The sequence below is a fragment of the Mesorhizobium sp. M0563 genome (assembly GCF_040321065.1).
In the GTDB taxonomy this organism is placed as follows: Bacteria; Pseudomonadota; Alphaproteobacteria; order Rhizobiales; family Rhizobiaceae; genus Mesorhizobium.
The window spans coordinates 378,892-403,641 of record NZ_JAMYQV010000002.1 but is presented as its reverse complement, the minus strand read 5'-3'; the positions used below and the strand labels follow the sequence as shown (position 1 = coordinate 403,641).

27 protein-coding genes are annotated in these 24,750 nt (G+C 63.3%); 13 read left to right on the top strand and 14 right to left on the bottom strand.

From position 1 onward, the window contains the following. Positions 1–61 precede the first annotated feature (61 nt). Positions 62–574: a GNAT family N-acetyltransferase gene (locus NKI50_RS04685; RefSeq protein WP_352639955.1), complete on the bottom strand. Its 513-nt coding sequence runs from the start codon at positions 572–574 to the stop codon at positions 62–64. After that, a complete protein-coding gene (locus tag NKI50_RS04680) occupies positions 567–1,343 on the bottom strand; it encodes a transglycosylase SLT domain-containing protein (RefSeq protein WP_352715530.1) in 777 nt (258 codons plus the stop codon). Before NKI50_RS04680 ends, NKI50_RS04685 begins: the two co-directional genes overlap by 8 nt. A 208-nt stretch (positions 1,344–1,551) precedes the next feature. On the opposite strand from NKI50_RS04680, the gene NKI50_RS04675 reads away from it, so the two are divergent. Further along, positions 1,552–2,121: a methylated-DNA--[protein]-cysteine S-methyltransferase gene (locus tag NKI50_RS04675; protein WP_352639957.1), complete on the top strand. Its 570-nt coding sequence runs from the start codon at positions 1,552–1,554 to the stop codon at positions 2,119–2,121. A 48-nt stretch (positions 2,122–2,169) separates the two neighbouring features. On the opposite strand, the gene NKI50_RS04670 is transcribed toward NKI50_RS04675, so the two are convergent. Beyond that, positions 2,170–2,496 carry a hypothetical protein gene (locus NKI50_RS04670; protein ID WP_023719370.1) on the bottom strand — a complete coding sequence of 109 codons (327 nt, stop codon included), beginning with the start codon at positions 2,494–2,496 and terminating at the stop codon, positions 2,170–2,172. 298 nt (positions 2,497–2,794) lie between these two features. Here NKI50_RS04670 and NKI50_RS04665 point away from each other — a divergent pair, with 298 nt between their 5' ends. The 3 genes from NKI50_RS04665 to NKI50_RS04655 all read left to right on the top strand — a co-directional run bounded on the left by NKI50_RS04665 (position 2,795) and on the right by NKI50_RS04655 (position 3,736). Further along, on the top strand, positions 2,795–3,007 hold the full coding sequence (locus tag NKI50_RS04665; protein WP_023678332.1) for a cold-shock protein: 213 nt from the start codon (positions 2,795–2,797) through the stop codon (positions 3,005–3,007). A gap of 277 nt (positions 3,008–3,284) precedes the next feature. Beyond that, positions 3,285–3,485: a hypothetical protein gene (locus NKI50_RS04660; RefSeq protein ID WP_023719371.1), complete on the top strand. Its 201-nt coding sequence runs from the start codon at positions 3,285–3,287 to the stop codon at positions 3,483–3,485. After that, positions 3,482–3,736 (top strand): type II toxin-antitoxin system RelE family toxin, encoded by a 255-nt coding sequence (locus NKI50_RS04655; RefSeq protein WP_023719372.1) that lies wholly within the window; start codon positions 3,482–3,484, stop codon positions 3,734–3,736. Before NKI50_RS04660 ends, NKI50_RS04655 begins: the two co-directional genes overlap by 4 nt. A gap of 86 nt (positions 3,737–3,822) precedes the next feature. Here NKI50_RS04655 and NKI50_RS04650 read toward each other — a convergent pair whose 3' ends face one another. The 3 genes from NKI50_RS04650 to NKI50_RS04640 form a co-directional block, all read right to left on the bottom strand. Further along, positions 3,823–4,431, bottom strand: coding sequence for a glutathione S-transferase family protein (locus NKI50_RS04650; RefSeq protein WP_023719373.1), 609 nt, complete (start codon positions 4,429–4,431; stop codon positions 3,823–3,825). 288 nt (positions 4,432–4,719) lie between these two features. After that, on the bottom strand, positions 4,720–5,574 hold the full coding sequence (locus NKI50_RS04645; RefSeq protein ID WP_023719374.1) for an EAL domain-containing protein: 855 nt from the start codon (positions 5,572–5,574) through the stop codon (positions 4,720–4,722). Further along, the gene (locus tag NKI50_RS04640; protein ID WP_023719375.1) at positions 5,571–6,464 is read right to left on the bottom strand and encodes an EAL domain-containing protein; all 894 of its coding nucleotides are present in this window, start codon (positions 6,462–6,464) and stop codon (positions 5,571–5,573) included. Before NKI50_RS04640 ends, NKI50_RS04645 begins: the two co-directional genes overlap by 4 nt. A gap of 215 nt (positions 6,465–6,679) precedes the next feature. Here NKI50_RS04640 and NKI50_RS04635 point away from each other — a divergent pair, with 215 nt between their 5' ends. Next, positions 6,680–7,882: a pyridoxal phosphate-dependent aminotransferase gene (locus NKI50_RS04635; RefSeq protein WP_023719377.1), complete on the top strand. Its 1,203-nt coding sequence runs from the start codon at positions 6,680–6,682 to the stop codon at positions 7,880–7,882. Positions 7,883–7,888: 6 nt separating this feature from the next. On the opposite strand, the gene NKI50_RS04630 is transcribed toward NKI50_RS04635, so the two are convergent. Beyond that, on the bottom strand, positions 7,889–8,284 hold the full coding sequence (locus NKI50_RS04630; protein ID WP_023719378.1) for a (R)-mandelonitrile lyase: 396 nt from the start codon (positions 8,282–8,284) through the stop codon (positions 7,889–7,891). A gap of 44 nt (positions 8,285–8,328) precedes the next feature. Next, on the bottom strand, positions 8,329–8,922 hold the full coding sequence (locus NKI50_RS04625; RefSeq protein WP_245278596.1) for a methyltransferase family protein: 594 nt from the start codon (positions 8,920–8,922) through the stop codon (positions 8,329–8,331). 144 nt (positions 8,923–9,066) lie between these two features. Here NKI50_RS04625 and NKI50_RS04620 point away from each other — a divergent pair, with 144 nt between their 5' ends. The 3 genes from NKI50_RS04620 to NKI50_RS04610 all read left to right on the top strand — a co-directional run bounded on the left by NKI50_RS04620 (position 9,067) and on the right by NKI50_RS04610 (position 13,557). After that, entirely contained in the window at positions 9,067–9,933 is an 867-nt protein-coding gene (locus tag NKI50_RS04620) for an alpha/beta fold hydrolase (RefSeq protein ID WP_023719380.1), read from the top strand. A gap of 165 nt (positions 9,934–10,098) precedes the next feature. Continuing rightward, the gene (locus NKI50_RS04615; protein WP_352639958.1) at positions 10,099–12,150 is read left to right on the top strand and encodes an elongation factor G; all 2,052 of its coding nucleotides are present in this window, start codon (positions 10,099–10,101) and stop codon (positions 12,148–12,150) included. Positions 12,151–13,059: 909 nt separating this feature from the next. Next, the gene (locus tag NKI50_RS04610) at positions 13,060–13,557 is read left to right on the top strand and encodes a methyltransferase family protein (RefSeq protein ID WP_352592445.1); all 498 of its coding nucleotides are present in this window, start codon (positions 13,060–13,062) and stop codon (positions 13,555–13,557) included. Between the two features lie 138 nt (positions 13,558–13,695). Here the strand turns inward: NKI50_RS04610 and NKI50_RS04605 are convergent, their stop codons facing one another. Together NKI50_RS04605 and trxB are read right to left on the bottom strand one after the other, a co-directional pair. Continuing rightward, a complete protein-coding gene (locus NKI50_RS04605; protein WP_023719100.1) occupies positions 13,696–14,592 on the bottom strand; it encodes a LysR family transcriptional regulator in 897 nt (298 codons plus the stop codon). Positions 14,593–14,689: 97 nt separating this feature from the next. Further along, the gene (trxB, locus tag NKI50_RS04600; protein ID WP_023719101.1) at positions 14,690–15,664 is read right to left on the bottom strand and encodes a thioredoxin-disulfide reductase; all 975 of its coding nucleotides are present in this window, start codon (positions 15,662–15,664) and stop codon (positions 14,690–14,692) included. Positions 15,665–15,932: 268 nt separating this feature from the next. On the opposite strand from trxB, the gene NKI50_RS04595 reads away from it, so the two are divergent. After that, on the top strand, positions 15,933–16,409 hold the full coding sequence (locus NKI50_RS04595; RefSeq protein WP_352494920.1) for an Lrp/AsnC family transcriptional regulator: 477 nt from the start codon (positions 15,933–15,935) through the stop codon (positions 16,407–16,409). 210 nt (positions 16,410–16,619) lie between these two features. Then, on the top strand, positions 16,620–17,516 hold the full coding sequence (locus NKI50_RS04590; RefSeq protein ID WP_352494919.1) for a DMT family transporter: 897 nt from the start codon (positions 16,620–16,622) through the stop codon (positions 17,514–17,516). Between the two features lie 517 nt (positions 17,517–18,033). Here NKI50_RS04590 and NKI50_RS04585 read toward each other — a convergent pair. From NKI50_RS04585 to NKI50_RS04575, 3 genes are all read right to left on the bottom strand, one after another. Further along, the gene (locus tag NKI50_RS04585; RefSeq protein ID WP_023678348.1) at positions 18,034–18,609 is read right to left on the bottom strand and encodes a D-sedoheptulose-7-phosphate isomerase; all 576 of its coding nucleotides are present in this window, start codon (positions 18,607–18,609) and stop codon (positions 18,034–18,036) included. A gap of 7 nt (positions 18,610–18,616) precedes the next feature. Continuing rightward, positions 18,617–20,095, bottom strand: a complete 1,479-nt coding sequence (gene rfaE1, locus NKI50_RS04580; RefSeq protein WP_352715524.1) for a D-glycero-beta-D-manno-heptose-7-phosphate kinase — start codon at positions 20,093–20,095, stop codon at positions 18,617–18,619. 139 nt (positions 20,096–20,234) lie between these two features. Continuing rightward, the gene (locus NKI50_RS04575; RefSeq protein ID WP_023719109.1) at positions 20,235–20,867 is read right to left on the bottom strand and encodes a LysE family translocator; all 633 of its coding nucleotides are present in this window, start codon (positions 20,865–20,867) and stop codon (positions 20,235–20,237) included. A gap of 175 nt (positions 20,868–21,042) precedes the next feature. Between NKI50_RS04575 and rfaD the strand changes: the two genes are divergently transcribed. From rfaD to waaC, 3 genes are read left to right on the top strand one after another with little or no spacing between them, the layout of a single operon-like run. Beyond that, entirely contained in the window at positions 21,043–21,993 is a 951-nt protein-coding gene (gene rfaD, locus NKI50_RS04570) for an ADP-glyceromanno-heptose 6-epimerase (protein ID WP_352494918.1), read from the top strand. Continuing rightward, positions 21,966–22,973, top strand: a complete 1,008-nt coding sequence (waaF, locus tag NKI50_RS04565) for a lipopolysaccharide heptosyltransferase II (protein ID WP_023719111.1) — start codon at positions 21,966–21,968, stop codon at positions 22,971–22,973. The genes rfaD and waaF overlap by 28 nt, the downstream gene beginning before the upstream one ends. After that, positions 22,970–23,944 carry a lipopolysaccharide heptosyltransferase I gene (gene waaC / locus NKI50_RS04560; protein WP_352483138.1) on the top strand — a complete coding sequence of 325 codons (975 nt, stop codon included), beginning with the start codon at positions 22,970–22,972 and terminating at the stop codon, positions 23,942–23,944. Before waaF ends, waaC begins: the two co-directional genes overlap by 4 nt. Positions 23,945–24,082: 138 nt before the next feature. Here the strand turns inward: waaC and greA are convergent, their stop codons facing one another. Then, positions 24,083–24,556, bottom strand: coding sequence for a transcription elongation factor GreA (gene greA, locus NKI50_RS04555; RefSeq protein ID WP_023719113.1), 474 nt, complete (start codon positions 24,554–24,556; stop codon positions 24,083–24,085). Between the last annotated feature and the right edge of the window lie 194 nt (positions 24,557–24,750).

Below are 24,750 nucleotides of genomic sequence, written 5' to 3'. Positions count from 1 at the left end.
AGACCCTAGGATCCATGCCGTTACCTTCGAGCGTCGGAGCCTCTGCTGAACATCGCCGCACTTACCAAGGCGCTTGCCCCGACCTCTCACCCGCCCAGTCCACCTCGACCATCCCCAGCCGCTCATAAAGCCGCACCGCAGCCGCGTTCTCCACCGTGTTGGTCTTGAGGTCGACATGCGTCGCGCCCCTTGCCTGAAACACCGCGAAGGCGTGCCGCATTAGCGCCTCGGCAATGCCCTTGCCGCGCGCCTCGGGATGGACGGCAAGATCCTTGACGAAAGCCCGCGTCCAGCAGAGCGCGGCACCCGCCAGCCGGCCCTTGCGATCGATGACCAGGAAACACAAAGCCGGGTCGAATTCCGCGTCGCCCGAAATGCGCGGCCACCATTCGTCGAACGGCCCGTCGGCGCCGTCGTCGAACACCGCGGTCAACAGCGTATGCAAAGCGAGTGCATCGGCGGCTTCGAAGGCGCGCATGAAGAAACCTTCCGGCCAGCGCGGCGCCAGAAGCGTGTCGTCGAGGATCTTGCGCAGTCTTATTTCGTTTGGCGCCGGCGGACGCGGCTCAGGCATCGGGCTGCATGCGGCGGCGCAGGCGGTCGCTGCCGAGTCCGGTTTCGCCCAGCATCCCCTTGCGCTTGGCGTCGTAGTAATAGCCGCTCTGGTAGAGCCGGTCGGCGCGCTTGGGGTTGCCGCCTGAGACTAGCCAGGCGCCACGCAGATATTTCACCGCATATTTCAAATTAGTCTCGGCGTCGAACAGGCCGCTTGCCGGTCCATCATAACCCATGCCGCGCGCCGTCGCGTGCTTGATCTGCATCAGCCCCCAATGGCCGCGATTGTAGGCTTTCGGGTTGAAGGTGCTCTCGCGGTTGACGACGCTGCGCACCAGATCGACCGGTACCTGGTAAAGCGCGGAATATTTCTCGATCAGCCGCTCGATCTCGCTGCGGCCGCCGGCGTTCGACTGGCCCTCTGCCAGGTCGGTCGCGGCCAGAGCGGCCGGGTTCTGCGGCACGGTGTAGGAAACCGGCTGAACGCCGGGCATGGCGGCGGTCTGTTCGGTGACCGGCATGGCGACAGCGGCCGTTGCGATGGCTGGCTGGGCATTGGCGGTCATGACGGCGGGCGCAGAAGCCGCCAGCGGCGTCGGCCCGGCAAAGGCGGCGGCCGGCTCGACCGGCAGCGCTGCCGTCTGGGCGAGGTCGGACGGTTCCGGCAGCACCGAAACCGTGTCGGGCAGCGCCAGCGTGAAGCCGGCATCGGTGTTGGCCGTATTTTCCATGAAGGCGGGCGCCGGGGTCACCGGCGAAGTCGAGGTGCAACCGCTGAGAGCGGCCACGGCCAACACCGCCGCAAGGACGGGAAAGAGGAATTTTGCTGGCAAGCGGCGCTCGGGTCCGGTTCGTCGGGTGTTAAGAAAGTCCTTACACCAGCATCTTTCCCCCTGCAATCCGCGGTAGATGGTGGTTTTCGGGTGGCGAGCCGGGCCGGGAAATGCGATATTGTTCTGGATTTGTACTTCGAAGGATTCCGGAAAGGAGCACGCCATGAATGCCTCTCATGCTACCGCCGGCCACGCGGTCTTCGAAACCGTGCTCGGCTTCATGGGCATCGCCTGGAGCGAGGCCGGGCTGACCCGGCTCTGCCTGCCGCAGCGCAATCGCGACGCGGTCGAGCGCCGGTTGCTGCGCCATGCCGCCGCCGACCAGGCAGCGAAGCCCGAGCCGCAATGGGTTGCCGAACTGATCGCGTCGATCAAGGCCTATGCCGCCGGCGAGGACGTCGATTTCTCCGGTGTGCCGGTCGATCTCAGCGGCGTCGACGAGTTCCGCCTGGCGATTTATGACGCGGCGCGAAAGCTCGCCTTCGGCGAAACCACCACCTATGGCGAACTGGCCAAACGCGCTGGCCATGCCGGGCTCGCGCGTGAGACGGGCGCGGCGCTCGGCGCCAACCCAGTGCCGCTGGTCATCCCTTGCCATCGCATCCTTGCCGCCGGTGGCAAGATCGGCGGATTTTCCGCGCCCGGCGGCTCGGCCACCAAGGAAAAGATGTTGGCCATGGAAGGCGTGCGGGTTGGCCCGCCGCCGCCCGCGCAGGTGTCGTTCGGGTTTTAGGTATGTCGATATTCAGGTGATGCCGGCACCCTGGGACGTCAACCGCCCCTAATCCGGAAGCAGGCGCCGGCGGAAACGCCGGTCGATCTCCACCCGCTTGCACTTGTAGACGGTGCAGGAATTCGTATCGGCGCTCGGCACCGAGGCCCGCGCCCTGACCTCGCCGATGTCGCAGAATTGCTGGCTCCGCACATAGCGGTCGTAGAGCGCCAGCCCCGGCACGCGCGCCGATCTGTAGCGCAGGATGACCGCACCCTCGCGCGCGATCGTCGCCTGCACCTTGCCGCAGCTCATGCGCGTCGGGTCGTAGCGCGAGACCGCCTGCGCCTCGGCGGCCACCAGCGTCAGGCAAGCGGCAAGTAGAACGATTTTCATGGCCCTCTCCCCAAACCCGGTCGCGCCTGAAGCCGGCGCGATCCTCTCGCGTCAGGCGCGCAACGACGACGCTCTCACGCGATTGGGGCGGCCGTTGGGCAGCGTTGCCGCGGCGCCATTTTCCGCCCCGTCTTGTTTTTTGTGCGGAAGCATATTATATGCGGTCCATTGATATTTCGGCCGATCGATCCGGGCCTCGCGATATTCGCGTTTGCTGACGTTCTATCTCCAAAATCTCGATACAAACCGGCTGGGTTTCGGTCCAGTCAAACTAAAGCAAACGTAAAGGACTATCGAAATGGCAACAGGTACGGTCAAGTGGTTTAATTCCACCAAGGGTTTTGGCTTCATCCAGCCTGACAGCGGCGGCGCGGACGTTTTCGTTCACATCTCCGCAGTCGAGCGCGCTGGACTGTCGACCCTGGTCGAAGGCCAGAAGATCAACTTCGAGATCGAGCAGGACCGCCGCACTGGCAAGTCGTCCGCTGGATCTCTGAGCAAGGCAGCCTGATTTTGCGAATGGTGCGCGCCGGGCGATAGCCCGGGGCGCGCGGCAAGTCACGGATGTACTGGCGGTCGCGCGAGAAGCGCGCCGGAGCGAAAGACCCCGACAAGTCGACGCAGCAGATTGCTGCCGGCCCGGCCAAAACGCTCCCGATCAGGCTACCAAGCATGGGAAGGCGGGATTTTGTCCCGCCTTTTTGCTGTCTGGATTCCGATGAACCACCGCCTTGGTCCTATGGGACCACTTTGTGGTGTTTTTACCCCGGTCATGGTATCATCAACCCATGAGCAAGCTTGAACAGATTGAGAAATCCGTCGCCGAACTAAACCCCGAAGAGCTCAAGGCGTTTGCCGCATGGTTCGAGGCGCTGCAGGCCGACATGTGGGACCGTCAGTTCGAAGCCGACGCCAAGGCCGGCAGGCTGGACAGGCTTGCCGAGCAGGCCTTGGCTGATCATCGGGCCGGCCGGACTCGGCCGCTGTGAAGCATTTTGCCACTCCCTCGTTTTGGGAGGCTTACGCAAAACTGCCCTCGTTGATCAAAGCAAAGGCGAACAGACGTTTCGCCAAACTGAATTCTGGGCCGTTCCACCCGTCGTTGCTTTTCAAACAGGTCGGGCGCTGTTGGTCGGCGCGGGTTGATGTCAATTACCGCGCCGTAGCTGTTCGCGACCACGATGACGTGGTCTGGTTCTGGATAGGCACCCATTCCGAATATGATCGCCTGCTGAAATAGCCGCGCGACCATTCACGCCACGGGCCGAAGCCACAAGCGCGACGTCCGGAGCGAGCCGCGAAGCGGCGACAAGCGTGAGCACAGAACTAAGGCAACCACTCCAGCGGCACATGCCCCGGGTCGGCCTCGACCCGTTGCAGCCAGGCGGCGACCGCCGGATAGGCGTCGAGCTGAAAGCCGCCCGTCTCGGTCGTATGCGTATAGGCATAGAGCGCAATGTCGGCGACGCTGAGCGCACTGCCGGCGAAGAAGCTGCTCCCGGCTAGGTGCTTATCCATGACGCCGAGCGCCTTGTTGCCGCGCTCCAGCGTCAGCGCCAGCCGCTCGGGCGTCGCGTCCTTGGCTCTTTCAGGGAAGGTCAGCAGCGCTCTGCGCACGGCGATATAGGGCTCGTGGCTGTATTGCTCGAAGAACAGCCACTGATAGGCCAGCGCGCGTTCGTATCTGTCCGCCGGCAGGAACCGCGTGCCTTCGGCGAGGTAGAGCAGGATGGCATTGGATTCGGCCAGCCGGCGGCCGTCGTCGAGTTCGAGCAGCGGCACCATGGCGTTCGGGTTTTTCGCGACATAGTCGGGTTTGCGCGTGTCGCCGGTGTGCGAGCTGACCTCGACATTGGTGAAAGCGATGCCGAGCTTGGCCATCAACAGGCGCGGCTTGTAGCAATTGCCGCTGTCGATCATTCCATAGAGTATCATCGGTGCTCCCCCTTGCTCGCAACCACCCGTCTCCGGGCTTGATCCAGCCTCTATCGCGGCAGCGGCGGCTTCATCCAGTGATTTGTTTTGGCGTAACCATCAGCGCCGCTGATGCATTTCAGGATATATCGAAATTCAAGTCAGGCCGAGCCGGAGTCGAAGACGGGCGCGAAGCGACCAGACTGGTGGGTTCCGAGAACCGGAGCGGAGCGTACTTTGGGTACGTGAGCACCGGAAGCGCAGGAAACCGCCGTTCGCAGGCCGGCATCACTTGAATCTCGACATATCCTAGCCGAACAAGGGAATGACGTTGCTATCCCTGCCAAGCAGCCCGTCGATCGACAGCGGCTCCTCGTCGAACAGCGTGCCGGCCAGCGCCGGTCGGGCGAGGTAAAAACCCTGCAGCAGGTCGACGCCGCCATCCAGCGCGACGCGCAGATGCGTGGCGTTCTCGATGCCTTCGACCAGCACCTTGGCGCCACGGTCGTGCAGCGTCGAAACCAACGGCCGGAAAAACCGCTCGGCGGCGGCATGGCGGCAGAATTCGGCGAACCAGGTGCCGTCGATCTTGACGATGTCGGGCTGCACCAGCGCGACCCTTTCTTCCGTCGAATGCCCGGTGCCGAAATCGTCGATGGCGATACGGACGCCGTCGCGCCGCATCTCGCGCGCCAGGCTGACAAGCACCTTGTCGCCGGCAGCCTGCTCGGTGATCTCGCAGACCAGCATGCCGGGATGCAGGCCGAAATCCGCCAGATGCCTGGTCATCAGCCTGATTTCGGCCAGCGCCCGTGCGGGGTCATCGTTGATCAGCGGATTGTAGTTGAAGAACAGGTCGAGCCCGTCGACGCCGATGTTGCGGAAGTTGCGCAAATGCAGCACCCGACATATGGTTTCGACAAATAGCCGATCCGCTGCCGGCACGCCTTCGAAGAACATTTGCGGCGCCACCGGCCTGCCGGCACGATGCGGCTCGATCAGTCCCTCGACCGCGACGGCGGCGAGAAATCTGCCGCGCGACGCGAAGACCGGCTGGTAGGCGCTCCTCAGCCGGAATGCGCCGTAGACGCCATATTCGATGCCGACCTCGTCGGCAAAGATCGCCTCTCCGACCTTGCGCCGCATGTCGGCTTGCCCGGTCACGATGCCACCCTGCGGCCAAAGGGCCGCATCGGCCGTCGCGATGGCGGAACCGCCGCAGGCACCTTCTCCGCATCGGCCGACACCGCGGCCGCCTGCCCGCTCGTGTCGAAGACGCGGAAGCTGGTCGGCGCGAGCTCAGGGCGCGCCAGCACGTAGCCCTGCACCATCGAGGCGCCCGACTTTTCGGCAAGCTCGAGCTGCCAGCCCGTCTCGATGCCCTCGAATACCGTACGGATGCCTTGCTCTTCGAAGCTGGTCACCATGGCGGTCAGCAAGGCGAAGCCGGCACCGGATTCCATCAGCGTCATGATCCAGTCGGCATCGAACTTGACGATGTCGGGTCTGAGTTCCTTGATACGATTGATGTCGGATTCGTCGGCGCCGTAATCGTCGACTGCAATGCGCAAACCGTTGCCCCTGAGCGCCTCGACGAAATTGTAGAGCGTTTCCTGCGACGCCGATTTCTGCTCGGTGACCTCGCAGACGACGCGGCGCGGATCGATGTCGGCCTCGTGCAGCACCAGCCGCATGTCGCGCAGCGCCTTGTCGGCGATGCCGCGGTCGGTGAACACCGACGGATCGAAATTGATGAAGATCGAGGCGTCTCGCGGCAGGCAGGCGCCGGCGTTCAGAAGGTGCAGCGTCCGTGTCAGCGCCTCGATATGCAGGCGGTCGACCGCCGGACAGCTGTTGAAGAAACTCATCGGCTGCTGCGGCTCGCCGTCGCGGAACGGCCGGATCAGCCCTTCGAAGGCGACGACGGAAAGCTTGCCCTTGTTGAAGGCGAAGATCGGCTGGAAAGCGCTTTGCAGCGTATAGAGCCCCCAGACACCGCTGGCGGTGCCGTCATCATGGCGGATGATATGGGCAAGCTCGATGCTGCGCGTCACGGTTCCTCGCTGTACGAGACTGGCAGACCGGCCACGGTCCTGCCGTTCAAGCTTTTACCGATCGTTGATGAATTTATTGTTGCCAGCATTGCGCGTTGGCTCATTCGACAATGCCTGCGCTGGGCTTGCGCCGGGGCTTGCGCTTGACCAGATGATGCGACATGAGAGGCGCCGCGGCGCCTTCGCCGCGCCGGTGCTTTCTGGAGATATCTCTCATGGCCTTTCTTGCCGACGCCCTTTCCCGCGTAAAGCCTTCCGCGACCATCGCGGTGACGCAGAAAGCGCGCGAGCTGAAAAACGCCGGCCGGGACGTGATCGGGCTGGGCGCCGGCGAACCGGACTTCGACACCCCCGACAACATCAAGAACGCCGCAATCGAGGCGATCCGCCGCGGCGAGACGAAGTACCCGCCGGTCTCCGGCATCGTGCCGCTGCGCGAAGCAATCGCGAAAAAGTTCAAGCGTGAGAACAATCTCGACTACCGGACGGAGCAGACCATCGTCGGCACCGGCGGCAAGCAGATCCTGTTCAACGCCTTCATGGCGACACTGAACCCCGGCGACGAGGTGATCATCCCGCGGCCCTATTGGGTGAGCTATCCCGAAATGGTAGCGATCTGCGGCGGCACCTCGGCCTTTGTCGAGACCTCGATCGACAACGGCTTCAAGCTGACGGCGGCCGTGCTGGAGAAGGCGATCACGCCGCGCACCAAATGGCTGTTGATGAACTCGCCGTCCAACCCCTCGGGCGCCGCCTATACCGAAGCGGAGCTCAAGAGCCTGGCCGACGTGCTGTTGAAGCACCCGCATGTCTGGGTGCTGACCGACGACATGTACGAGCATCTGACCTATGGCGACTTCGTCTTCAAGACGATCGCCGAGGTCGAGCCTAAGCTTTATGAGCGCACGCTGACCATGAACGGCGTGTCGAAGGCCTATGCCATGACCGGCTGGCGCATCGGCTATGCGGCAGGCCCGGTGCCGCTGATCAAGGCGATGGACATGATCCAGGGCCAGCAGACCTCCGGCGCCTGCACCATCGCCCAATGGGCGGCGGTCGAAGCGCTGAACGGCCCGCAGGATTTCATCCCGAAGAACAAGGCGATCTTCCAGGGCCGGCGCGATCTCGTCGTCTCGATGCTCAACCAGGCGCGCGGCATCACCTGCCCGTCGCCGGAGGGTGCTTTCTACGTCTATCCCTCCTGTGCCCAGCTGATCGGCAAGAAGACCAAGAGCGGCAAGGTGATCGACAGCGACGAAACCTTCTGCTCGGAACTGCTCGAGGCCGAGGGCGTGGCGGTTGTTTTCGGCTCGGCCTTTGGCCTCGGCCCGAACTTCCGCATCTCCTACGCCACATCGGAGACACTGCTCGAAGAGGCCTGCACGCGCATCCAGCGCTTTACTGCCTCGCTGGCCTGAGACGTTTCAGCCGCCATACTGCTCGTCGCTGACCTTCTCCAGCCAGTCGACATGCAAGCCGTCGAGCGCCTCCTGCATGGCGATGTGGGTCATCGCCGATTTGGCCGCGGCGCCGTGCCAGTGCTTTTCGCCGGCCGCAAAGGAGACGACGTCGCCGGCCCTGATCTCCTGGATCGGCCCGCCCCAGCTTTGCGCGAGGCCGGCACCGGACGTGACATAGAGCGTCTGGCCGAGCGGATGCGTGTGCCAGTGGGTGCGGGCGCCGGGCTCGAAGCTGACCAGCGTGGCCCTGAGCCGCGCCGGCGCCTCTTTCTCGATGATCGGCGTCTGCAAAACCCGGCCGGTGAAATATGTCTCCGGCGCAACGATCGTCGGCACGCTGCCGCAGGCAATGATCTTCATCGTCGCAATCCTCGATTTGATTCCTCGGTGTGCGGACTTAGACCCTACCACTTTCGTCCGATGCCGGCTGCATGTCCTGCCCGGCTACGGGCAAGGCGAGGCCAGAACAGGCCGGTGCGCGTGCGGTAGGCGTTGTAGGCATCGGCCAGCCTTGTCCGCGAAAATTTTCGCTCTTCGTCCAAGGCCGCGATCACATAGATCGTAACGATGCCGGCGACCGGCACCACCGCCCACACCGACCAGGTCGCGATGCCCCATCCGATCCAGAAGATGATGTAGGACGTGTAGAACGGATGGCGGACATGGAGATAAGGGCCTTCGGTCACCAGGCTGTCGGGATTGTCCGGATCGAACGCGAAACGCAGCCGCGCCTTGCGTGAGACCGAGATCGCCCACCAGAAAAGCGCCGAGCTTGCCAGTTCGATGGCGAGCCCGACGATCTTCGCTGCAACCGGCTGCCGCTCGATCCACAGCAGTGCAAGAAAGAACAGCGCCGTGCCGACCACGACGGCCGAAATGATCATGGCGCCTTGAGACATGCTCGATGACTGGAAATGCGCGCGCATCGACCAGGCATATTGGCCGAGCGTGGCGATGCTGCTGATCGAGAGGAGAAGGTCGAGTGTGGATTCCATCATCAGGGTCCCGGGGTTAGCTGTGGTGGATTCGCTGCATCATACTCGGCAGAAACCGAGAAATCATTTCTTAACCACCGTTCTAAACAACATGGTGACCTCGGCATGCGATGTTGACCTCGAGACAATCCGAAGGTCCAACCAGCTATGGCCGTTTCCCACCGCACGATCCGCACGCCGCAAGCGGATTTGCGCCTCAGCCAGTCGTCGGGACCAGGCATCCCGCTTGTCCTGATCCACGGCTCGGGCAGTTCGCGCGCCGTATTCGCCCGCCAGTTCGACAGCCCGTTGGCCGCTGCCCATCGATTGATTGCTTTCGACCTGCCCGGCCATGGCGAATCGTCTGACGCCCGCGATCCGGCGACGGACTACACCATCGCCGGCCTTGCCCAGTCGGCGGCTCAGCTCCTCGATGCCTTGGGGATCGGCCGCGCCGTCGTCTTCGGCTGGTCGCTTGGCGGGCACGTGGCAATCGAGCTCGCGAGTTTCCACCGCGCCGTCGGCGGGCTGATGCTAACCGGCGCGCCGCCGGTATCCAAGGGCCCTTTCGGCATGCTGCGCGGCTTCCATGCGCATTGGGACATGCTGCTGGCGTCCAAAAAGACGTATTCCGAACGCGATGCCGAGCGCTTCGAAACGCTCTGCTTCGGCGACACCGCCGACCCGTCCTTCCGCAAAACCATCCTGCGCACCGACGGCCGGCTGCGCGCCGCGGTGACGCGCGGCATGCTCACAGGCAAGGGCGCCGACCAGCGACAGGTGGTCGAGCAAGCCGCATTTCCGGTCGCCATAGTCAATGGCGAGAACGATCCGTTCGTCCGGCTCGGCTATTTTGAGACGCTCGCCTACGGCTCGCTGTGGGAGCATTGCCAAATCGTCCCCGGCGCCGGGCATGCGCCTTTCTGGGAACGTGCGGACCTGTTCAATCCGCTGCTCGCGCGCTTTGCCGAGACGGTGGCAGTGCAGCGCGTGGACGCAACCCCGCTGGCGTCGCGCCTAGCCGGCACCGGCTGAACCCGAACGTCAACTTCAAATCCCTTCAACTTCAAATCCCTTGCCCTCCCGGCCTGCCCGTGGGACGATGCCCTTTGGGTAGGTGGCAAATTGAAAAAAGCCTCGCCCGCGACGGCCGACAGGCCGGCCGCCGCTCACAGGGAAACGCCTGAGTGGAGGTCAGCCATGGGTACTCGCGCCGGAGGACGACGCACGGGACCGAAATGCATTGCCATAGTCGGTCCCTTCGCAAGCGGTAAGACGACACTTCTCGAAGCCATACTCGCCCGTACAGGCGCCATTCCCCGCCAGAATCCCGCTTCGTCGGGAAATACCGTTTCCGATCATTCGCCCGAGGCGCGTGCCCATGCGATGAGCGTCGAGGCGACCTTCGCTACCACCGAATTCATGGGCGAGCCGTTCACCTTCGTCGATTGTCCCGGTTCCATCGAATTCTCCTTCGAAGCCGAGCCGGTGCTGGCCGCCTGCGACGTCGCCGTGGTCGTCGCCGAAGCCGACGAGAAGAAGATTCCTGCCCTGCAGCTGATCATGCGCAAGCTCGATGATCTCGGCGTGCCGCGCATCCTGTTCCTGAACAAGGTCGACAAGGCGATAGCAGGCGTGCGCGACACGCTGAAGATGCTCCAGCCTGCAAGCTCGGTGCCTCTGCTGCTGCGCCAGATCCCGCTGCGCAAGGACGGCGTCGTCATCGGCTCGATCGATCTTGCTCTGGAGCGAGCCTACATCTACCGCGAATATGCCGAGAGCGAGGTCGCGCAGATCCCGAGCGACGACAAGGCGCGCGAGCTCGAGGCGCGCTTTTCCATGCTGGAGACGCTCGCCGACCATGACGACCGGCTGATGGAGCAATTGCTGGACGAGATCGAACCGCCAAAGGATGCCATCTTCGACGATCTTGCCGCCGACCTGCGCGACGGCATAGTGACGCCGGTGCTGATCGGCACCGCCGAGAAGGGCAATGGCGTGCTGCGCCTGTTGAAGACAATCCGTCACGACGCACCCGACATCGAGGCGACGCGCCAGCGTCTCGGCGCGCCCGATGGCAACGCCACCGTGGTCCAGGTGATGAAGACCGTCCACACCGCGCATGGCGGCAAGCTATCGGTGTCGCGCATCCTGTCCGGCCAGGTCGCCGACGCCGCCGAGCTGTTCCTTTCCAATGGCGAAACGGCAAAGGTCTCCGGCATCTACAAGATGCTCGGCAAGGACCAGATCAAGCTGACTTCGGCCAAGGCCGGCGACACGGTCGCGCTCGGCAAGCTCGACGCCGTCAGGACCGGCCAGACGCTGAGCTCGACCAAGGGCGGCATCAAGCCGCTGGTCACGCTGGCGCCGCCGCAACCGGTCTTCGCCTTCGCGCTGCGGCCGAAAGAGCGCAAGGACGAGGTCAAGATGTCGGCGGCCATCCAGCGCCTGGCCGAGGAAGATCCCTCGCTCAACCTGCATCACAACCAGGATTCGGCCGAAACCGTGCTGTCCGGCCATGGCGAGATGCATCTGCGCGTCGTGCGCGAGCGGCTGGAAGGCAAGAACCAGATCCCGGTCGAAGGCCATGTGCCGGCCGTGCCCTACCGCGAGACGATCCGCAAAGCGACGCAGCAGCGGGGCCGCCACAAGAAACAATCGGGTGGCCACGGCCAGTTCGGCGACGTGGTGATCGAGATCAAACCGCTGCCGCGCGGGTCAGGCTTCCAGTTCACCGATACGATCACCGGCGGCGTCGTGCCGAAGACCTACATCCAGTCGGTCGAGACCGGCGTGCGCGATTACCTGAAATCCGGGCCGCTCGGCTTCCCGGTCGTCGATGTTGCCGTCAACCTTTCCGACGGCTCCTACCATGCGGTCGATTCCTCCGATATGGCCTTCCAGATGGCGGCGAAGCTGGCGATGAAGGAAGGCATGGCCGCGTGCTCGCCGGTGCTGCTCGAACCGGTGATGAAGGTCGAGATCGTCACGCCGTCCGACGCGACGTCGAAGATCATCGCACTGATCCCGCAGCGGCGCGGCCAGATCCTCGGCTATGACGCGCGGCCTGATTGGCCCGGATGGGACGTTGTTGAGGCGACCATGCCGCAGGCCGAGATCGGCGACCTCATCATCGAGCTGCGCTCGGCCACTGCGGGTGTCGCCAGCTACCGGGCCGTCTTCGACCACATGGCCGAACTCACCGGCCGGCTGGCCGACGAAGCGCTGAACGCCAACGGCAAGGCCGCCTGAAACGGCAGCTTGCGGCCAGAACACAAGGAAGCACACAAGGAAACGGCGCCCGGATCATCCGGGCGCCGTGTCGTTGCGGACCGTCTTCGTGGGAGGCGAAACGGCAGGTCCGCCGCATGCTTGCCGCCGATGCGTGGCGGCGGAAGAAGGTTCGGACGCGGTAGCTGCCTGAGCCCGGTCGTCCGAGTGATGCCCCCATCCCCCGGACGAGCCACACCGCGTCCTATGTTCTGCTTAATCGATTTGGCGCGCCCGCGGCATGTTACCCGAGGTTACATGTCACTGTTACGCGACCGTTCCGGCCAATTTTCTGGCGATGTGTTGGTTTCGGGCAACAAAAAAGCCGGATCAATGAAGACCCGGCTGAGTTTGATTGGAAGTGCCTGTTAAGGCTAACCTCCAGAGGGGAACACTCGAGAGCGCTAATGGGAGGAGAACGCGCTCAGGAGATGATCTATATATGTGCTCTTCATGCCCAAGAAACAAGCATCTATTTTGCAACACACACATGCAAAAAGGCGCCGGCTGTGGTCTAATCCGTCCCGAAGCGCAATAGGACCAGTTGAATCGCTGAAATGCGGCGTGCGGCAAGGCAAAAATCGATCTGCAGCCGCGAATCAGCAGCGATTCTTGCTCCGAAAGTCGAAAAACACAGGATGACGTGGAATCGTGCAGCACGCGTTTGTTTTTTCGGCAGCCAGACCTTGCTGGTGCATGTTGCCTAAAATCCCGCCTCGGACTTGACCCGAGGGTGCAGCGGTTTGTGATGCATGAATAAGGACAAGACCTGAGGAGCGTTGCAGGAAACCGTTCAAGGGCGCGCCTTAGAGCATGATCCCGGTCGAACAGGAAGATAGAGCCCATCCCGATTTCATCGGGATGGAACAGGCTCTAGGTAAGGAGACCTCCATGCGGCCCGCTTCGGCGATCGCCGGCAGCGTCATCTTCCTTGCTGTAGCGCCCGGCGTGGTCGCCGGACTGCTGCCTTGGCTGCTGACCGACCGCTATCGCCTGCCCTGGTCGAGACTGCCCGGTTTCGTTCTTGTGGGCTGGCTGCTGGTTATCGCCGGCACAGCCATACTGCTGCACGCCTTTGCCCGTTTTGCCCTGGAGGGCCTGGGTACGCCAGCCCCGGTCGCGCCGACCGAAAGGCTGGTGGTCGGCGGCATCTACCGCCATGTGCGCAACCCGATGTATGTCGCTGTGCTGTCGATCATCCTCGGCCAGGCACTGCTGTTTTCGAGCTGGGCGGTCGCCGCCTATCTAGTCATCGCCGCGGCCGCCCTGATCTCCTTCGTGAAACTATATGAGGAACCGACGCTTGCCCGCCGCTACGGCGCCGAATACGAAGCCTACCGCTGCGCCGTGCCCGGTTGGCTGCCCCGCCTGACGCCTTGGCGCGGGTAATTTCTGGACGCCGACAATTAGCGAAACCGGCGATACGGCCCCCTTCTCCCCGTCACTATACGGGGAGAATGACGCTTTCACCGAAGCTTTCGCCAATCGCCGGCGCTGCTCGGAAAAGTCGACGAGCTGCACTAGAAACTAAAACGACCAGCTGCGCGCCTTGGCGATGATGAAATCGCGGAAGACATGCAGCTTCGCCTGGTTCTTCATCGCGTCGGGATAGGCGAAATAGGTGTCGAAGGACGGCACCTCGGTCTCGGGCAGCAACTGCACCAGCCCGGAATCCTTGCTGACCACGTAATCCGGCAGCATGGCGATGCCGGCGCCGCCCTGCACCGCCCGTTTGATCGACAGGATGTCATTGATCTGCAGCGTCGGCACCCTTTGCCCGCCTTCGAAATCGCCGACCGTTTCCAGCCAGTTCAGTTCCGACAAATGCGCCGGCACCGGCACGCCGAAGGTGACGATGCGATGGGCCTTCAGCTCGGCGATCGAATTCGGCTTGCCGTATTTGTTCACATAGGAGGGCGCCGCGTAGAGATGGAAATGCACGGTGAACAGGCGGCGCTGGATGAGGTCGGGCTGCTGCGGCTGGCGCAGCCGGATGGCGCAATCGGCCTGGCGCATTGTGAGGTCGAGCTCCTCATTGGCGAGGATAAGCTGCAGGCTGACCTCAGGATAGAGCTCGATGAATTCCTGCACGCGCTCGGTCAGCCAGCCGGCGCCGAGGCCGACCGTGGTCGTCACCCTGAGCACGCCGGAGGGCCGGTCCTTAGTCTCGGTCAGCCGCGACTTGATGGTTTCGAGCTTCATCAGCACGTCGTGCGCCGTGCGGAACAGCATCTCGCCCTGTTCGGTCAGCACCAGGCCGCGGGCGTGGCGATTGAACAGCGGCACGCCGACGTCATGCTCGAGCGCGCTGACCTGCCGCGAGATCGCCGATTGCGACAAATGCAGTGTTTCCGCGGCATGGGTGAACGACCCCGCTTCTGCTGCGGCGTGAAACACGCGTAGCTTGTCCCAATCCAACGCCATGATTTCCCCTCGTCCTGTTTTCTGGCGTCCGCCTGTTTTGGCGTCTGAATGAAAAATCAGGCTTTTGCGCGGCTTTTCTCAGCCGCTTGTTCAACAATCACTCCGCCGCTTCGCGGTGAACCTCGATCCCCGCCAAATATTTTTCCGCCTCGAGCGCGGCCATGCAGCCAAGCCCGGCCGCCGTCACCGCCTGGCGGTAGATATCGTCGGTCACGTCGCCGGCGGCGAACACGCCCGGCATGTCGGTGCGGGTCGAATCCGGTGCCGTCCACAGATAACCGTTCGGCTTCTGCTTCAGCTTGCCGGCAAACAGCTCGACCGCCGGTGCGTGGCCGATCGCCACAAACACGCCGTCGACCACGAGATGCATCTCCTGCCCGGTCACCACATTGCGCAGCTTCAGCCCTTCGACCGAAGGCGGCATCGGCGCCTTGCCGGGCCGGCCGGTGATCTCGTCGACGACCGTATCCCAGATGACGCGGACATTGTCCTTCTGCAGCAGCCGCTCGCGCAGGATGCGCTCGGCGCGGAAATCGCTGCGCCTGTGGATGACGGTGACGCTCTTGGCCAGGTTGGAGAGATAGAGCGCTTCCTCCACCGCCGAATTGCCGCCGCCGATCACCGCGACATCCTTGCCGCGATAGAAGAAGCCGTCGCAGGTGGCGCAGGCCGAGACGCCAAAGCCCATGAAGGTGTGTTCGCTCGGGATGCCCAGCCACTTCGCCTGCGCGCCGGTGGCGATGATCAGCGCGTCGGCGGTATAGGTCGTACCGGAATCGCCCTTGGCGCGGAACGGCCGCACATTGAGGTCGACCTCGGTGATGATGTCGTTGACGATGTCGGTGCCGACATGCTCGGCCTGCTTGAGCATTTCGCTCATCAGCCATGGGCCCTGGATCGGGTCGGCGAAGCCCGGATAGTTTTCGACATCGGTGGTGATCATCAGTTGCCCGCCCTGCTGCAGGCCGGCGACCAGCATTGGCTTGAGCATGGCGCGGGCGGCATAGATCGCCGCCGTATAGCCGGCAGGGCCGGAGCCGATGATGAGAACAGGCGCGTGCTTGGTGATCATGAAAAGCCTCTGCGGGGGAGCAGCCATGGATTGTGGCATGAACTCTCGTCGATTGTTGCGCGTAATGTAAGTGTTGCCTGCGACGCCAGCAAGGCAAGTTGCCGTTCGTCCCCGGAAAGCTTCCGCACCGGCGACGGCGACAAGCAACCGGTAGCAAGATGATGCGAAAATCCTCGATCCACCGGATGGAATAGACAGCAAAGTCGTTTAACTACAAAGTCGCGAAAGAATCTTTCGCGTCACCACGGAAGCCCGCACGGAAGCCGCCATGCCGATCAAGGCCGATCTCGATGCCATCGACTGGAAGATCCTGCGCGAGCTTCAGCAGGACGGGCGCATGACTAATGTCGAACTGTCGAGCCGCGTCGGCATTTCGGCGCCGCCATGCCTGCGCCGCGTCAGGCGGCTGGAAGAAGCCGGCATCATCCGCGGCTACCGCGCCTTGCTCAACGCGCCGGCGCTCGGCCTTGACGTCGTCGCCTTCTGCCTGATCGGCCTGCATCACCAGGCCGACGCCGAGCTCAAGACCTTCGCCGAGCGCACCCGCGGCTGGCCGATCGTGCGCGATGCCTGGATGGTGTCGGGCGAGTCCGACTTCCTGCTGCATTGCGTGGCGAGCGACCTCGGCACCTTCCAGACCTTTGTCATCGAGGAACTGGCCTCGGCAGCCAATGTCGATACGGTGCGAACCGCGCTGACCATCCGCCGGGTCAAGGATGAAGGGCTAGTGGCGTTCCACGCCTGATCCGGACCGCAGCAACGGAAGCTTTGATATTCGACAATAGGAATTCTAAAACACTTTAGAATATTAATTCCAATATTAATATTCTAATAAATCTCGTCGATTCAGGCAAAACTTCCAATATAATCGCCAGTTTAATTCGTATTATCGTCTGCACTTACACTCCGAAATTAGACAGGCGAAGCGTTGAGCACGACAGCACCGACACGCTCAATGTCGGCAAGCGACTGGGGGCAGTTGCTGCTTCTGGGTTTTCTGTGGGGCGGCACCTTCTTCTTCGCGCGTATCGCGGTAGCCGAGATTCCGCCACTGGCCCTTGTCCTTTATCGGGTGTCGATCGCCGCCTTGGTTCTGCATTTATGGCTGAGGACATGTGGCATTTCGTTCGCTCCCGCACTGGCGAGGTCCGGCTCCTTCCTGTGCCTGGCTTTGCTCAACAACGTGATTCCGTTCTCTCTGATCTTCACAGGACAAACCGAGATTGGTGCGGGTCTTGCCTCTATCTTCTACGCAACAACACCTCTGTGGACGATCCTCATTGCAAACCTGCTGACGGCGGATGAGAAATTGTCGGCAACCAAGCTTGCGGGAGTGGGGCTCGGAATCGCCGGAGCCGCCATCATGATCGGCCCCGGGCTGCTGTCCAATCTTGGTGGCCCTGCCTGGGCGAAGCTCGCCGTGATCGGGGCGGCCATCTCATACGGCTTCGGCGTCGTCTACGCCAAGCGGTTCAAGAACATGAAGCCATCGGTGGTGGCGACCGGCCAACTCACTGCCTCCACCATAGTCATGTTACCGATCGTTTTCCTTCTCTACAGTCCGGCGGCGATCGTGACGTCAAGCGTCCCCATATGGGCGGCAGTGGCTGTTCTTGCGGTCTTCACGACGGCGCTGGCATTCATCCTCTATTTCAACCTGATCGCCTCGGCCGGAGCGACAAACGCTTCCCTCGTGACGCTTCTGGTGCCTGCCAGCGCGATCCTGCTTGGCACAGTGTTTCTCGGGGAAAGGCTGGAGCCGTTCGAGTTCGCGGGGATGACATCGATCATTGCAAGCCTGCTCATCATAGATGGCCGGCTTTTTCGCCGCTGGATGACGCAAAAATCCTAAACTTCGCGACATTGGCAGAAGCCAACTAATTGTGCTCTGACCCAAGCGCCTCGGTCGATACGGTGCGAACCGCGCTGACCATCCGCCGGGTCAAGGACAAAGGGCTGGTGGCACTTTCAGCTTGAGAGACCAGGCAAAGCGCCTGCGAAACAAAAACCCGGAAACAAAAAACCCGCCTCGGCGGGCGGGTCGTTGGTGGAAATCATCACCATACCCAAATTAATAGCATAGCTGCCGGCACAAAGCAAGAACAAAATTGTCTTCAGCGTTGAAGATTGGCGAAAACCGAGGCTACATCCAATCTCCCCCCTCGTGGGGGAGATGTCCGGCAGGACAGAGCGGGCGTGAAGGAACGCCAACCTCGTTCACCTGCGACCAGCCGATAACATGTCTGAGGGCATGATTGAAAATCCATCGACAGGTCGGCGGGACAGCGCCCCCCTCTGCCCTGCCGGGCATCTCCCCCACAAGGGGGGAGATCGGCAGCTTCAGCGCTGGCGCCTAATCGAATACCCAATCACCCCGCGTCGCAGAGGCGCGTTTCGACCATTTCGCAGAGATGGTGGTAGAGGCACAAATGCCCCTGCTGGATGATCGGCGTCGAGGTCGAGGGTACGTTGAGCAGGATGTCGGATAGCGGCTTCAGCTTGCCGCCGGTGTCGCCGGTCAGGCTGATGACCGTCATGCCCATCATGCGCGCCTGCTGGGCGGCGGCGAGAATGCTTGGCGAATTGCCGCTGGTCGAGATGGCGAGCAGCACGGCGCCCGCCGAGCCATGCGCCTCGACCTGGCGCGCAAACACCGTGTCGAAGCCGTAGTCGTTCCCCCAGGCTGTCAGCACCGCCGCATTGGCGGGCAGCGCGATGACGTTGTAGGCCTTGCGCTCCCTGAGGAAGCGGCCGACCAGCTCGCCGGCAATGTGGATGGCATCGCTGGCCGAGCCGCCATTGCCGGCGATCAGCAACGCCTTGCCCTGCGAAAGCGCGGCGACGACGGCGCTGACCGCCCGCTCCATCTCGCTGGTCAGGTCGCGCTCGACCATCGCCGAAATGGCGGCCGCCGAGCGGGCCAGGTAATCGTTCAGTTCGGACATGAAATCCTCAGTTTCCGGCGCGTAATCTGCCAATGGTGCCGGTGGTGCTCTTGCCGGCGACGAGGTCGACCAGCACGACGCGCCCGCCGGCCTTCTGCACGACATCGGCGCCAACCACCTGATCGACCGTATAGTCGGCGCCCTTGACCAGTATGTCGGGGCTCAGCGCCTCGATCAGCGAAAACGGCGTATCCTCCTCGAAGATGACGACGGCGTCGACGGAGGCAAGTGCTGCCAGCACGCAGGCCCGGTCATGCTGGTCGTTGACCGGGCGCCCCGGCCCTTTCAGCCGGCGCACCGAGGCATCGCTGTTGAGGCCGAGCACCAGCCGGTCGCACAGGCTGCGCGCCGCGTGCAACAGACTGACATGGCCGGCATGCAGGATATCGAAACAGCCATTGGTGAAGCCCACGCTCAAGCCCTCGTCCTTCCAGCCCGCCACCAGCCGCGCGGCGGCGGCGGCATCGAGGATGGCATCCTTGTGGGCAACCGGACCATGCGAGCGAAACAGCGCGCCGGTGAGTTCCTCGATCGTCAGCCGCGCCGTGCCGCGCTTGCCGACGACAACGCCGCCGGCGGCGTTGGCGATCGATCCGGCCATGACGCGATCCGCCCCTGCAGCAAGCGCCAGTGCAAACGTCGCGATCACCGTGTCGCCGGCGCCTGAAACGTCGAACACTTCGCGCGCCTGCGTGGCGATATGCCGGGCGTCGTCCGCACCGATGACGCTCATGCCCTTTTCGCTGCGCGTCGCGACGACGAAATCGAAACCGTGCGCCGCAATCAGCTGGCGCGCCGCCGCCTCGATCTCGTCGTCGGCGAACACCGCGCGGCCGACCGCCTCGCCGAGCTCCTTACGGTTGGGCGTGATTGCCGTCGCGCCGGCATAACGCGCATAGTCGCTGCCCTTCGGATCGACCAGCACCGGCTTGCCCGCTTCCCGACAGATCGAGATCAGCTCGCCGGCGACGCCGTCGAGCAGCACGCCCTTGCCATAGTCGGACAGGATGACGATGTCGGCGCGCGCCAGCGCGTCGCGGAAATGCCCGACCATCATCGCCCGCTCGGCATCGCCCAGCGGCTTGATTTCCTCTTCGTCGAAACGCAGCACCTGCTGGTTGAGCGCGCTGAAGCGGCTTTTCGACGACGTCATGCGATCGGCATCCTGCGCCAGCCCGCCGGTGTCGACGCCAAACTCGTCGAGCATGCGCATGAGGTTCTTGCCGGCCTCGTCAGCACCGATCACTGAGACCGGTATGGCGGCGGCGCCGAGCGAAACGATATTGGCGACGACATTGCCGGCGCCACCCATCGCCAGCGTTTCGCCGCGCCCGTGCAGCACGGGGATCGGCGCTTCCGGCGAAATGCGCTCGATTACGCCATTGACGAAACGGTCGAGGATGAAATCGCCGACCACCAGCACAGTGGCGCTGCCGAAGCGCGAGATGGCGCGGTGAAGAGGTTCGGGTGAAGGCAGCTTGATCATGTCAACGCGCGGGAGAGCCGATTTCAGTGACAGGGAAATTCGATTGGCAGGGCCGGCCGTTCATGGCGATGCCGATATACCGCAATTCCAGCCAACGCAACGGCAGGCCTTCGACCGATCGCGGCAGCGCGACGGTGCGTCAGCTTTTCTGCAACGCGACATGCACGCCCAGCCCGACGAGCACCGCACCGCCGGCGCGCCGCATCAGTCGTTGCGCCCGGCTCGAGCGCCGCAGCCTGGCGGTCACCGCGCCGGCCAGCATCACGCAAACAATGTCGGCCGACGAGAACATCAAATTGACGATCGTTCCAAGCACGACGAACTGCAGCCAGACCGGAAACCCTGCCGAGGCATCGATGAATTGCGGCAGGAACGCCATGAAGAAAATCGCCGTCTTGGGATTGAGCACCTCGACGGCAACGCTCTCGAAAAAGGCGCGGCGGGCGGATTTCGGCTGAATTCCCGGCAAAACCGCATCGCCTTGGGCCTTGGCGCGAAACAGCGAAACACCGAGCCAGATCAGATACAGTGCACCGACCAGCTTGACCGCCATGTAAAGCACCGGCACGGCATGGAAAAGCACCGACAGGCCGACAGCGGCGGCGAAGACATGGACATAGCCGCCGAGATGGATGCCGAGCGCCGCCATCAGGCCGGACCAGCGGCCGCGCGCCATGGTTTGCGCGGCGGCATAGAGCATCGCCGGACCGGGGATATAGGCGAAGATCGCCGTGGTGGCGAAAAAGGCGACAAGCAGTTCGGTTGACGGCATTACCTTGCTCCTGTCGCCGGTCGGCCGGCAGGCCGACCGAAACGAGACCTTTGCGGCGCCACTATGACGCTCATCCTGCCGCCCGCCACCTGCTTTGTCGACAGCCCGGCCCGGCTCCCCTATAAGGCCAGAATCCCACAAGGGCTACAACCGGCACAAGGTACCAGAGGCTTTCATGATCATCGTCACGGGCGGCGCCGGCATGATCGGTTCCAACATCGTCGCCGCGCTCAACGCCGACGGTTTCAGCGACATCCTCGTCGTCGACGACCTCACCGACGGCCACAAGATCGCCAATCTCGCCGATCTCGAGATCGCCGATTATCTCGACAAGGACGATTTTCTGGCGCGGATGGAGGCCGGCGACCTCGGCCGCATCGAGGCCGTCTTCCACCAGGGTGCCTGCTCGACCACCACCGAATGGAACGGCAAGTTCATGATGGAGGTCAACTACACCTATTCGAAGCACTTGCTGCACGCCTGCCTGGCCCTGCGCGTACCCTTCCTCTATGCCTCGTCCGCTTCGGTCTACGGCGGCGGCGCCGAGTTCCGCGAGGATCCGCAATACGAACGCCCGCTCAACGTCTATGCCTATTCGAAAAAGCTGTTCGACGACTATGTACGCCGCACCGTGTTCGATACCGATTATTCCCCGGTGGCGGGCCTGCGTTATTTCAACGTCTACGGACCGCGCGAGGCGCATAAGGGCGCCATGGCCTCGGTCGCCTTCCATTTGTTCAACCAGGTCGAACGCGGCGAAAACCCCAAGCTGTTCGGCGCCTATGACGGTTTCGGGCCCGGCGAGCAGAGCCGCGATTTCATCCATGTCGGCGATGTCGCCGACGTCAATCTGTGGCTGTGGAAACGCGGCTCGAGCGGCATCTTCAACTGCGGCACCGGCAAGGCCCAGCCGTTCCGCGCCATTGCCGAAACGGTGATCGATACGCTCGGCCAAGGCCAGATCGAATTCATCGAATTTCCCGACCACCTCAAGGGCAGCTACCAGAGCTTTACGCAAGCTGATATGTCCCGCTTGCGCGCAGCCGGTTACAATGGCCAGTTCCGCACAGTGGAAACCGGCGTCAGAGACTATGTCGAATGGCTGAAAGCCCAACGATCCTCGTGATCGGCCCACGCTGGGTGGGCGACATGGTGATGGCGCAGTGCCTGTTCCAGGCGCTGAGGGAGCTTCATCCGAGCGCCGCCATCGACGTGCTGGCGCCGGCCTGGGCAGCCCCCCTGGTCAAGCGCATGCCCGAAATACGCCAGCAGATCGATCTGCCGCTGAAATCCGGCGCGTTCGAATTCCGCGTCCGCAGGCGCTTCGGCCGCCTGCTGCGCGGCCGCTACGACATGGCCTATATCCTGCCGGGCAGCTGGAAGTCGGCGCTGATCCCGTTCTTTGCCGGCATTCCGCGCCGCGTCGGCCATCTCAAGGAAATGCGCTATGGGCTGCTGACCGACATCGTGCCCTTGCCCGATCGCCTGAAACGGCGCACCGCGCAGGCCTATTTCGGCCTTGCCCAGGGCGGCGGCTTCCGGGCTCCCAAGCTTGCCGTCGATCAGGATAACCAGGCGGCACTGCTCGGCCGTTTCGGGCTGACGGCGAGGAAATTCGTGGCACTTATGCCCGGCGCCGAATTCGGCCCGGCCAAGCGCTGGCCGAGCGAACACTATGCCGGCCTCGCCCGCGAGATGATGGCGAAGGGGTTTGGCGTGGCGCTGTTCGGATCGAAGAACGACGCCGAGGTGACGGCTGAAATCGCCGCGCTTGCGCCGGGCGCCGTCGATCTCGCCGGCCAGACGCGGCTGGAGGATGCCATCGACCTGATCGCCGCGGCGAGGCTCGCCGTCTCCAACGACAGCGGGCTGATGCATGTCGCCGCCGCGGTCGGCACGCCGGTTGTCGCCGTCTACGGCTCGACCTCGCCGCAGAACACGCCGCCGCTCGCAGAGCGTCGCGAACTGGTCTGGCTCGGCCTGTCCTGTTCGCCGTGCCACAGGAAGACCTGCCCACTCGGTCATCTCAACTGCCTGAAGACGCTGGACGTCGAACGCGTCGTGGTGGCGGCGGAGCGGCTGCTGGAAATGCCGGCCGCCGCATGAAGGTGCTGATCGTCAAGACGTCGTCGATGGGCGACGTCATCCACACCTTTCCCGCGATCGAGGATGCGCGCCGCGCCCGGCCCGGCCTGTCGTTCGACTGGTGCGTGGAAGAGGCCTTTGCCGGCATCGTGGCGCTGCATCCCGCCATCCAAACCATCCACAGCGTGGCGATCCGGCGCTGGCGCAGGAAGCTGCTCGAGCCCGGCACATGGCGGGAAGTGGTCGGCTTGTGCCGCGCCTTGCGCGATTGCCGCTACGACCTCGTTCTCGATGCGCAAGGCTTGTTGAAATCGGCGCTGGTGGCGCGGCTGGCGGCAGGACCGATCGCCGGGTTCGACCGCTCGAGCGCCCGCGAGCCTTCGGCGAGCCTGTTTTATGGCCATCGCTACGCCGTGCCGCGCGACCTGCATGCCATCGAGCGCACGAGACGGCTGTTCGGGCTGGCGCTCGGCTACGAGCCGGATTTTTCCCGGCTTGACTCCGGCATCGTGCCGCCAGCCGGAAGATCGACTTTTGTCGGCGAAAAGACCGCCTTCCTGCTGCACGGCACCAGCCGCGAGGACAAGAAATGGCCGGTCGCGGACTGGATCGAAACCGCCCGCCTGCTGGTGGATAAGGGGATGACGCCGGTCACCACCTGGTCGAACGACCGGGAAAAGGCAGTTGCCGAGGCGATCGCCGGCGCCGTTTCGCAAACCGTGGTGGTTCCCAGGTCGCCGCTTGCCGAGATCGCCGCTGTCATCGGCGGCTCAGCGCTGGTGATCGGCGCCGACACCGGCCTGACCCATCTCGCCAGCGCCTTCGGCCTGCCGACGGTGGCGGTATTCCTCGCCACCGAGCCCGGCCTGACCGGCCCGCGCGGCCCGTTCTCATCGACGCTGCTTGCCAGACCCGGCCGCAGCATCACGCCGCCGGAGGTGATGGCGGAAGCCGAGAGATTGCTGGCGCTTAAATTACAAGGCGCTGCATAGGACCTTTTCAGAACTCGCTCTGGCGAGTCGAATAGCGTGGTTTTCGAGAACCGGAGCGGAGCGTACTTAAAGTACGTGAGCACCGGAAGCGCAGAAAACCGCGCTAGTCGGCCGCCAGAGTAGAATTATCAAAAGGTCCTAGATGAACTGCACCTGGACGATCTCGTAGCCCCTGGCGCCGCCGGGCGCGTTGACCTCGATGGCGTCGCCGACTTCCTTGCCGATCAGGGCACGCGCGATCGGCGAGGAGATCGAGATGCGGCCGGACTTCACGTCAGCCTCCTGGTCGCCGACGATCTGGTAGGTCTTTTTCTCCTCGGTATCCTCGTCGACCAGCACCACGGTGGCGCCGAACTTGACCTTGTCGCCGCTGAGCTTGGTGACGTCGATCACCTCGGCCCGCGCGATCAGATCCTCGAGTTCGTTGACCCGGCCCTCATTGAGGCTCTGCGCCTCTTTTGCCGCGTGATATTCGGCATTTTCGGAGAGGTCGCCATGCGAGCGCGCTTCGGAGATCGCCTCGATGATACGCGGCCGCTCCTGTTGCTGGCGCCAGCGCAGTTCTTCCTTCAATGACGCGAACCCCTCGCCTGTCATCGGGACCTTGTTCATATGCCTGACCTTTCCTGCCGCCGCCCCCGCAATCGGGAGCGACCTTGTCGATGGTACAAAAAGAAAACGGTCCGGCAGCCTCGGGCTAACGGAACCGTCTCACCACAATTTCGCAAGATATAGCAATCTTCGCGGGTTTTTCACGTCCAAAAAGTCGGTTTTTGAAAAATCATCCACCAATTGCGCGGCTGACC

Excerpts from the sequence above, each read along its gene's own strand:
- NKI50_RS04595 (WP_352494920.1), top strand. The coding sequence starts at position 15,933 with ATGCCGATCAAGGCCGATCTCGATGCCATCGACTGGAAGATCCTGCGC.
- NKI50_RS04630 (WP_023719378.1), bottom strand. The coding sequence starts at position 8,284 with ATGAAGATCATTGCCTGCGGCAGCGTGCCGACGATCGTTGCGCCGGAG.
- waaC (WP_352483138.1), top strand. The coding sequence starts at position 22,970 with ATGAAGGTGCTGATCGTCAAGACGTCGTCGATGGGCGACGTCATCCAC.
- NKI50_RS04625 (WP_245278596.1), bottom strand. The coding sequence starts at position 8,922 with ATGATGGAATCCACACTCGACCTTCTCCTCTCGATCAGCAGCATCGCC.
- NKI50_RS04585 (WP_023678348.1), bottom strand. The coding sequence starts at position 18,609 with ATGTCCGAACTGAACGATTACCTGGCCCGCTCGGCGGCCGCCATTTCG.
- NKI50_RS04670 (WP_023719370.1), bottom strand. The coding sequence starts at position 2,496 with ATGAAAATCGTTCTACTTGCCGCTTGCCTGACGCTGGTGGCCGCCGAG.
- waaF (WP_023719111.1), top strand. The coding sequence starts at position 21,966 with ATGGCTGAAAGCCCAACGATCCTCGTGATCGGCCCACGCTGGGTGGGC.
- greA (WP_023719113.1), bottom strand. The coding sequence starts at position 24,556 with ATGAACAAGGTCCCGATGACAGGCGAGGGGTTCGCGTCATTGAAGGAA.
- NKI50_RS04575 (WP_023719109.1), bottom strand. The coding sequence starts at position 20,867 with ATGCCGTCAACCGAACTGCTTGTCGCCTTTTTCGCCACCACGGCGATC.
- NKI50_RS04675 (WP_352639957.1), top strand. The coding sequence starts at position 1,552 with ATGAATGCCTCTCATGCTACCGCCGGCCACGCGGTCTTCGAAACCGTG.
- rfaE1 (WP_352715524.1), bottom strand. The coding sequence starts at position 20,095 with ATGATCAAGCTGCCTTCACCCGAACCTCTTCACCGCGCCATCTCGCGC.
- NKI50_RS04610 (WP_352592445.1), top strand. The coding sequence starts at position 13,060 with ATGCGGCCCGCTTCGGCGATCGCCGGCAGCGTCATCTTCCTTGCTGTA.
- NKI50_RS04660 (WP_023719371.1), top strand. The coding sequence starts at position 3,285 with ATGAGCAAGCTTGAACAGATTGAGAAATCCGTCGCCGAACTAAACCCC.
- NKI50_RS04615 (WP_352639958.1), top strand. The coding sequence starts at position 10,099 with ATGGGTACTCGCGCCGGAGGACGACGCACGGGACCGAAATGCATTGCC.
- NKI50_RS04605 (WP_023719100.1), bottom strand. The coding sequence starts at position 14,592 with ATGGCGTTGGATTGGGACAAGCTACGCGTGTTTCACGCCGCAGCAGAA.
- NKI50_RS04590 (WP_352494919.1), top strand. The coding sequence starts at position 16,620 with ATGTCGGCAAGCGACTGGGGGCAGTTGCTGCTTCTGGGTTTTCTGTGG.
- NKI50_RS04620 (WP_023719380.1), top strand. The coding sequence starts at position 9,067 with ATGGCCGTTTCCCACCGCACGATCCGCACGCCGCAAGCGGATTTGCGC.
- rfaD (WP_352494918.1), top strand. The coding sequence starts at position 21,043 with ATGATCATCGTCACGGGCGGCGCCGGCATGATCGGTTCCAACATCGTC.
- NKI50_RS04650 (WP_023719373.1), bottom strand. The coding sequence starts at position 4,431 with ATGATACTCTATGGAATGATCGACAGCGGCAATTGCTACAAGCCGCGC.
- NKI50_RS04635 (WP_023719377.1), top strand. The coding sequence starts at position 6,680 with ATGGCCTTTCTTGCCGACGCCCTTTCCCGCGTAAAGCCTTCCGCGACC.
- NKI50_RS04665 (WP_023678332.1), top strand. The coding sequence starts at position 2,795 with ATGGCAACAGGTACGGTCAAGTGGTTTAATTCCACCAAGGGTTTTGGC.
- NKI50_RS04685 (WP_352639955.1), bottom strand. The coding sequence starts at position 574 with ATGCCTGAGCCGCGTCCGCCGGCGCCAAACGAAATAAGACTGCGCAAG.
- trxB (WP_023719101.1), bottom strand. The coding sequence starts at position 15,664 with ATGATCACCAAGCACGCGCCTGTTCTCATCATCGGCTCCGGCCCTGCC.